Here is a 6,084-nt window from a genome sequence, read left to right on the forward strand (position 1 = left end):
TATCAATCGCTCCTTCATTCTAGGCAAATGAGGTAGTTACTACTCTATACGAATTAGAGCTTCATCATTACTTGTTTGCCATTCAATACTTTCAGGTCCATTCACTTGAACGGGTACATTCGCTTCACCATTGACGAGCTGTCCCACATCAATAAAGACTTCGAAATCTTCTTTCGTAATAGTCTCTAGTTCCTGCTTTGTACCTATTAAGGTTAAGTCAATGACCTGTTGTTCTGGTGTTATAAAAGTTAGATTTTTACCTGAATCCAGGTTTTCTACATTGATTTCTACATTACTAATCGTTTTTTCTGTTATTTGCTCTACATTAACTTTTGCTTCAATCGTTTTTGGCTTAATTGTTTCGATTCCATCTGGCAAAGGGAGATCTATCTCAATAGTGGTGTCTTCTTTAAGATCCGTTATATCCACTTCAACATCGGCAAAAGCACTAACCCCTTTTAATGCATCTTGTGAACCATACACAGCTACTTGATCTGGTAAGGGTTCAATAGATACCAGTCGATACCCTTTGGCAACCTCCCCTTTAGACTTTAGCGCGATAGGAACTTCTTTACTTGGAGGCAATAGAGGTACAGTTACTTTGACCGTGCTCGGTTCTACCACAACATTTAGTTCATTCCCTTGTTCATCATAAACCTTTACAGGCGACTCTTTCTTTGTAATATCACTCTCTGCATTTTGCACATCAACAATGGCTTTCACCAGCGATACTTTTGAGACTTCTGTTTCGGAGCCTATGATATCTACCTGATTAGGCGCAACTTCTGGTGTGCCTAGTTGGTAGCCTTCTTTAATGGTGTCGCGGTGTATGTAATCCGCACCAACCGGGAACTCTTTTGAAGATCGTTTCTCTAATACCACCGTAACTTCCTGAGGATCGATAGAAACAGATAACTGATTTGAAATCCCTTGTGTTTGTATAGGAACCGTTTGAGAGCCAAGTTCAAGCCCTTCTACATCGATATAAGCTTCGAATGTTTTCTGCATAACAGTTCTAGTCACTATAGAATTCGGTCCCTCTACGGTAACAGTGACGCTCGAGGGCACTTCTTTCACTACATATTTTTCCTCATTCATTTTTACTTGTAAAGGGATATTATTCATTGCTGCAATTTTATCATTACCTTCAAGAAAGATAGAATCCGAACTCGTTTGCCCGTCATCAAGGTTTATTGAGGCATACAAGAGGAGTGCTAACATTAAAGAAATCGCTCGAATGAACCATGGACTTCTTAACCACTTATCCATCTTTTTTCCCCCTCCAATCCCAATTCTTTGAGCTAGGAGCTTTCGTCGCTCGTTCTAATTCTCTTTCCAAAATATCACGAAGGGCTTGTTCATCTAATCCCCTATGCAACTCGCCATTTCTCGTACAGGATATTCCTCCTGTTTCTTCGGAGACTACAATTGTGAGAGCATCCGTGACTTCACTAATTCCCATGGCAGCACGGTGCCTCGTCCCTAATTCTTTAGATATAAACGGGCTTTCAGATAGTGGCAGATAACAGGCAGCAGCCGTAACCTCATCTTGCTTAATAATAACCGCTCCATCATGAAGAGGAGTATTAGGGATGAAGATGTTTGTTAACAGTTCACTCGATAACCTTCCTCTAATCGGTATGCCGGTCTCGACATAATCGCCCATACCCGTCTCTCGTTCGATCGTAATAAGAGCCCCAATCCGACGCTTAGCCATATAATTACATGACTTTATAATTGCTTCTACTGTTTGTTTCATCGAATCTTCTTCACTGCTCGAATTTCTGGCAAAGAAACTACCTCTCCCCAGCTGTTCTAACGCTCTTCGGAGCTCAGGTTGGAATAAGATAATTACGCCTAGAAAACCCCATGTCATCGCTTTGGACATCAACCACATTAACGTACTAAGTTGAAGAAAGTAGCTAACTAGCCATATTCCAAGTACCACAAATATTCCTTTCAACAACTGAACCGCTTTTGTACCACGGATTAACATGATTAATTTATACAAAACAAACCAGACAAGGGCAACATCAATAATAATTCGAATGTACTTTAATCCATCTAATTGAACATTCAATCCCCCATCAAGCATGTGTACACTTCCTTTTATCCTCGAATTCAACTACTGTATTAATCTTTATGTATCAAATTCACAATAGTTTTATTATAGCATACTTCTCTATAGTAAAAATAACACTAAAACGCTCCAACTAAACAAAATAAAAAAAGCCACTATAAAAGTGACTTTTGAACCCCCTATTGGGTAAATGAAAAGATATCTGTCGCTGTTTTTTTAATATTGTACCACATCCAACCAAAGACTTGGTCCACTTGATTCAGATCTCCTGTCACTTCACCGGCAGAGGCTTTTAGGTGATCACCATTTATTAATACAACATCACCATTAACTTTACCTTCAACCTTCAAATTCCCATTTTTCACAACTAAATCGCCTTCTACAGTTTTTCCTTCAGGAACAATGACCGTATTATCCTGAATGATAATGTCTCTTTGTTTTGATACACTTAACTGTTGATCTTGACTCCAAGTAGAAAAGATACCGCTAAACATCATAATAAAGAATATAGCAGCTGCGGTTACCACAGGGTGGGCTTTAAACCACCTCTTATAACCTGATCGTTTCTTTTCTTTAGGCAGGCTCCCCATTACCTTCGCCGTAAAATCAGGGGGAGCTTGAACTGCACTTGTACTTTGGACCATTGCTACAGCCCTCTTAAGTTCATGAAAATGGTTCTGGCAATCATCACACTGGTGAAGATGTTGTTTTAATTGCTTTCTCTCTTCTTCGTTTAACCCGTCGTCTAAATGTTTATGCATTAACTGAATGGCTTCATTTGCACACTTCATTTCCCATCACTCCTTTACACGTGACGAAGTTTCTTACGAAGCGCTTCGCGTCCCCGGTGGACCCTTGTCTTAACCGTTCCAACCGGTATGTCCAATATGTCACTAATCTCTTGTAATGAGAGTTCATCTATATACCGCAGTACGATAACAGATCGATACTTGGCTGGGAGCTTGAGAATCTCTTGATGAATATATTCCTGGAGTTCTAAGCTTTCCACTTCTTCTTCAGGTAAATCTTCATCTGCAGAAATTTGCGAGTACATCGTTAAGCCTTCTGTACCTCTAACTTCAGCATCTAAAAAGTAATCTGGTTTCTTTTTTCGAATGCGATCAATAGATAAATTAGTGGCAATTCTATACAACCAAGTAGAAAATTTGCGATTCTCATCATAAGAGTGAATATTAGTGTAAGCTCGAATAAATGCTTCTTGAGCAATATCTTCTGCTTCATGTGCATTACCAAGCATACGATAGCATATTTGGTACACCTTGTTTTGGTAAAACGTCACTACATCTTCAAAGGCCGAGTGATCACCTTTTTTAACTTTTTTAATCTTTTGTTTTATGAATATTTCCATGCACTATACCTCCGCTAGATCTGCGGTCATTCTACATACGAATACACCTGCGATCAGGTTTCAAAATCAATTAAAAAAATAAAAAAGAATTTTTTGTATGTACAAAAGTTATACATTTGATTTCTTTAAATAAAGAGGTTTAACTTTAAGTAGAAAGGATATATACAACTATAGTATAGTACTAAGGTTTTAGTAGGGAGGAAATAAAATGTCTAAAGAACTTCTGAACGAAATTGAAATGTGTAGAAATGAAATGATTCAGCTAAGCTCAACCTTACCTTTATCATCTCAAGAGGTCATTGAGGCAAGTTCAAAATTAGATGGATTACTAAATGAATATGAGGAAAGAAAAAATAAATAACGGAAACAGCAACTTATGTGAATAAGCTGCTGTTTCGCCTATTTTTCTCTATGAATCTATTTTAAATTCTCTCCAAATAATGATCCCATTAATCCAACCGCTACCGTAGCTGTTTTATTCTTCTCATCCAATATTGGATTCACCTCAACAAATTCCGCCGAAGTAATAAAATTAGCTTCAGCAAACATTTCCATCGCTAAGTGGCTTTCCCTATAGCTCATTCCACCCATAACAGGTGTTCCAACTCCAGGTGCCTCATTAGGATCCAAACCATCCAAATCTAAGCTCAAATGCACCCCATCCGTTCGATCCTTCAAATATTCTACAGATTCTTTAATGACTTCTGGCATTCCCATGCGATCAATCTCATGCATTGTATATACCCTAATTCCTTTTTCTTTAATTAATTGCTTTTCACCCTCATCAAGAGAGCGTGCTCCTATAATAACAATGTTTTCTGGTTTTATTTTCGGCTCAAATCCATGAATATTCGTCAAACGTTCATGACCAATACCTAAGCTTACAGCTAAAGGCATACCATGGATATTACCTGAAGGGGAGGAATCTCCTGTATTTAAATCCCCATGAGCATCATACCAAATTACACCAAGATTGTCATAATGTTTCGCAATTCCAGCAAGAGATCCAATAGCAATACTATGATCCCCGCCAATAATCAGAGGGAATCTACCTGATGTGACAACCTGATCCACCGTCTCAGCTAAGTTTTCATTTCCTTCTGCTACTTCTTTTAAATTTCTCAAGTGACTCTCTTGTTCTTCTTTTCTGTTTGGACGAGGAATATGAACATCTCCAAGATCCTCTATATCATATTCTAAACGTTCTAATCGCTCAATTACCCCTGCATAACGAAGTGCACTCGGCCCCATATCTACACCTCTGCGATTCTGTCCTAAATCCATAGGTGCTCCAATAATTGATAGTTTACGATTCATTGTCCCATCATCCTCCTTTAACTCTACACCTATTGTAGACACAGTTATGACAATGACTCAACTGGACAGAAATTTGTATATATATACGGAAAACACGGGTTATTGAAAGAATTTTCTCATAAATAGCCACCAATAAACTTTTTAGATATACGAAAAAACCTTAAGTCGAATCAGACTTAAGGTTTGGAATGGAGCCTAGCGGGATCGAACCGCTGACCTCCTGCGTGCAAAGCAGGCGCTCTCCCAGCTGAGCTAAGGCCCCGTGTATATGGAGCGGAAGACGGGATTCGAACCCGCGACCCCCACCTTGGCAAGGTGGTGTTCTACCGCTGAACTACTTCCGCAAACTAAAAACACATCAACTAAGTTAATGTGAAAAGTGGTGAGCCATGGAGGATTCGAACCTCCGACCCTCTGATTAAAAGTCAGATGCTCTACCAACTGAGCTAATGGCTCTTTATAAAGTGGCTGGCCCAGCTGGATTCGAACCAGCGCATGACGGTACCAAAAACCGTTGCCTTACCGCTTGGCTATGGGCCAATAAATGGTGGAGGGGGCAGGACTCGAACCTGCGAACCCAGAGGGAGCGGATTTACAGTCCGCCGCGTTTGGCCAACTTCGCTACCCCTCCAAACACAAATAATAGTATACCATGCTTGCACTTTATTATGCAAGAATTTATTTAATTGAACATAACTTGCTGGTGCCGACCGAGGGACTCGAACCCCCAACCTACTGATTACAAGTCAGTTGCTCTGCCAGATTGAGCTAGGTCGGCAGATAAATAAATAAATGATATGGTGGAGGATGGCGGGCTCGAACCACCGACCCCCTGCTTGTAAGGCAGGTGCTCTCCCAGCTGAGCTAATCCTCCATGATTATAAATAAGTGGTGACCCGTACGGGATTCGAACCCGTGTTACCGCCGTGAAAGGGCGGTGTCTTAACCACTTGACCAACGGGCCAAATACATTTTCTTACAGAGAGCTTCCAGCCGGACTTGAACCGGCGACCTCTTCCTTACCATGGAAGTGCTCTACCGACTGAGCTATGGAAGCAAATTGGCTCCAACGGCAGGATTCGAACCTGCGACCGATCGGTTAACAGCCGATAGCTCTACCACTGAGCTACGTTGGAATATTGTCAAATCCATCTGTCCTAGAAGAAGTCTCTTGGATAGCTTTTATAAGATAACAAAGCATGGCGGCGTCCTACTCTTGCGGGGGTGAAACCCCGACTACCATCGGCGCTGAAGAGCTTAACTTCTGTGTTCGGCATGGGAACAGGTGTGACCTCTTCGCCAAAACCGCCATACTATT

General features: G+C 40.6%; 6 protein-coding genes, 10 tRNA genes and 1 rRNA gene. 1 reads left to right on the forward strand and 16 read right to left on the reverse strand.

Annotated features, from left to right (window positions below; translation table 11 throughout):
- Positions 1-39: 39 nt before the first annotated feature.
- From IEW76_RS20300 to sigW, 4 genes are all read right to left on the reverse strand, one after another.
- The gene (locus tag IEW76_RS20300) at positions 40-1,269 is read right to left on the reverse strand and encodes a CdaR family protein (protein ID WP_188656199.1); all 1,230 of its coding nucleotides are present in this window, start codon (positions 1,267-1,269) and stop codon (positions 40-42) included.
- A complete protein-coding gene (gene cdaA, locus IEW76_RS20305) occupies positions 1,262-2,095 on the reverse strand; it encodes a diadenylate cyclase CdaA (RefSeq protein ID WP_052115140.1) in 834 nt (277 codons plus the stop codon). Before cdaA ends, IEW76_RS20300 begins: the two co-directional genes overlap by 8 nt.
- Positions 2,096-2,259: 164 nt before the next feature.
- The gene (locus tag IEW76_RS20310) at positions 2,260-2,871 is read right to left on the reverse strand and encodes an anti-sigma factor family protein (protein WP_188656200.1); all 612 of its coding nucleotides are present in this window, start codon (positions 2,869-2,871) and stop codon (positions 2,260-2,262) included.
- Positions 2,872-2,885: 14 nt separating this feature from the next.
- A complete protein-coding gene (gene sigW / locus IEW76_RS20315; protein ID WP_188656201.1) occupies positions 2,886-3,449 on the reverse strand; it encodes an RNA polymerase sigma factor SigW in 564 nt (187 codons plus the stop codon).
- A gap of 208 nt (positions 3,450-3,657) precedes the next feature.
- Between sigW and IEW76_RS20320 the strand changes: the two genes are divergently transcribed.
- Positions 3,658-3,810, forward strand: a complete 153-nt coding sequence (locus IEW76_RS20320; protein WP_188656202.1) for an aspartyl-phosphate phosphatase Spo0E family protein — start codon at positions 3,658-3,660, stop codon at positions 3,808-3,810.
- A 56-nt stretch (positions 3,811-3,866) separates the two neighbouring features.
- On the opposite strand, the gene rocF is transcribed toward IEW76_RS20320, so the two are convergent.
- The 12 genes from rocF to rrf all read right to left on the reverse strand — a co-directional run bounded on the left by rocF (position 3,867) and on the right by rrf (position 6,079).
- A complete protein-coding gene (gene rocF / locus IEW76_RS20325; protein WP_188656203.1) occupies positions 3,867-4,766 on the reverse strand; it encodes an arginase in 900 nt (299 codons plus the stop codon).
- Positions 4,767-4,955: 189 nt separating this feature from the next.
- Positions 4,956-5,028: transfer RNA gene (locus IEW76_RS20330), tRNA-Ala, on the reverse strand.
- Between the two features lie 7 nt (positions 5,029-5,035).
- Positions 5,036-5,110, reverse strand: a tRNA-Gly gene (locus tag IEW76_RS20335).
- 36 nt (positions 5,111-5,146) lie between these two features.
- A tRNA-Lys gene (locus tag IEW76_RS20340) sits at positions 5,147-5,222 on the reverse strand.
- Between the two features lie 9 nt (positions 5,223-5,231).
- Positions 5,232-5,306, reverse strand: a tRNA-Gln gene (locus IEW76_RS20345).
- Between the two features lie 5 nt (positions 5,307-5,311).
- Positions 5,312-5,397: transfer RNA gene (locus tag IEW76_RS20350), tRNA-Tyr, on the reverse strand.
- 70 nt (positions 5,398-5,467) lie between these two features.
- Positions 5,468-5,544, reverse strand: a tRNA-Thr gene (locus tag IEW76_RS20355).
- A 20-nt stretch (positions 5,545-5,564) separates the two neighbouring features.
- Positions 5,565-5,640 (reverse strand) — tRNA-Val (locus IEW76_RS20360).
- Between the two features lie 15 nt (positions 5,641-5,655).
- Positions 5,656-5,730, reverse strand: a tRNA-Glu gene (locus IEW76_RS20365).
- A gap of 20 nt (positions 5,731-5,750) precedes the next feature.
- Positions 5,751-5,823: transfer RNA gene (locus IEW76_RS20370), tRNA-Thr, on the reverse strand.
- 4 nt (positions 5,824-5,827) lie between these two features.
- Positions 5,828-5,902 (reverse strand) — tRNA-Asn (locus tag IEW76_RS20375).
- 61 nt (positions 5,903-5,963) lie between these two features.
- A 5S ribosomal RNA gene (gene rrf, locus IEW76_RS20380) occupies positions 5,964-6,079 on the reverse strand.
- Between the last annotated feature and the right edge of the window lie 5 nt (positions 6,080-6,084).

It is taken from the genome of Pontibacillus salipaludis, assembly GCF_014642405.1.
Lineage (GTDB): Bacteria > Bacillota > Bacilli > Bacillales > BH030062 > Pontibacillus > Pontibacillus salipaludis.

What these genes read in the sequence shown, in the direction of transcription:
- cdaA (WP_052115140.1), bottom strand. Translation starts at nt 2,095, where the DNA reads ATGCTTGATGGGGGATTGAATGTTCAATTAGATGGATTAAAGTACATT.
- IEW76_RS20320 (WP_188656202.1), top strand. Translation starts at nt 3,658, where the DNA reads ATGTCTAAAGAACTTCTGAACGAAATTGAAATGTGTAGAAATGAAATG.
- rocF (WP_188656203.1), bottom strand. Translation starts at nt 4,766, where the DNA reads ATGAATCGTAAACTATCAATTATTGGAGCACCTATGGATTTAGGACAG.
- sigW (WP_188656201.1), bottom strand. Translation starts at nt 3,449, where the DNA reads ATGGAAATATTCATAAAACAAAAGATTAAAAAAGTTAAAAAAGGTGAT.
- IEW76_RS20300 (WP_188656199.1), bottom strand. Translation starts at nt 1,269, where the DNA reads ATGGATAAGTGGTTAAGAAGTCCATGGTTCATTCGAGCGATTTCTTTA.
- IEW76_RS20310 (WP_188656200.1), bottom strand. Translation starts at nt 2,871, where the DNA reads ATGAAGTGTGCAAATGAAGCCATTCAGTTAATGCATAAACATTTAGAC.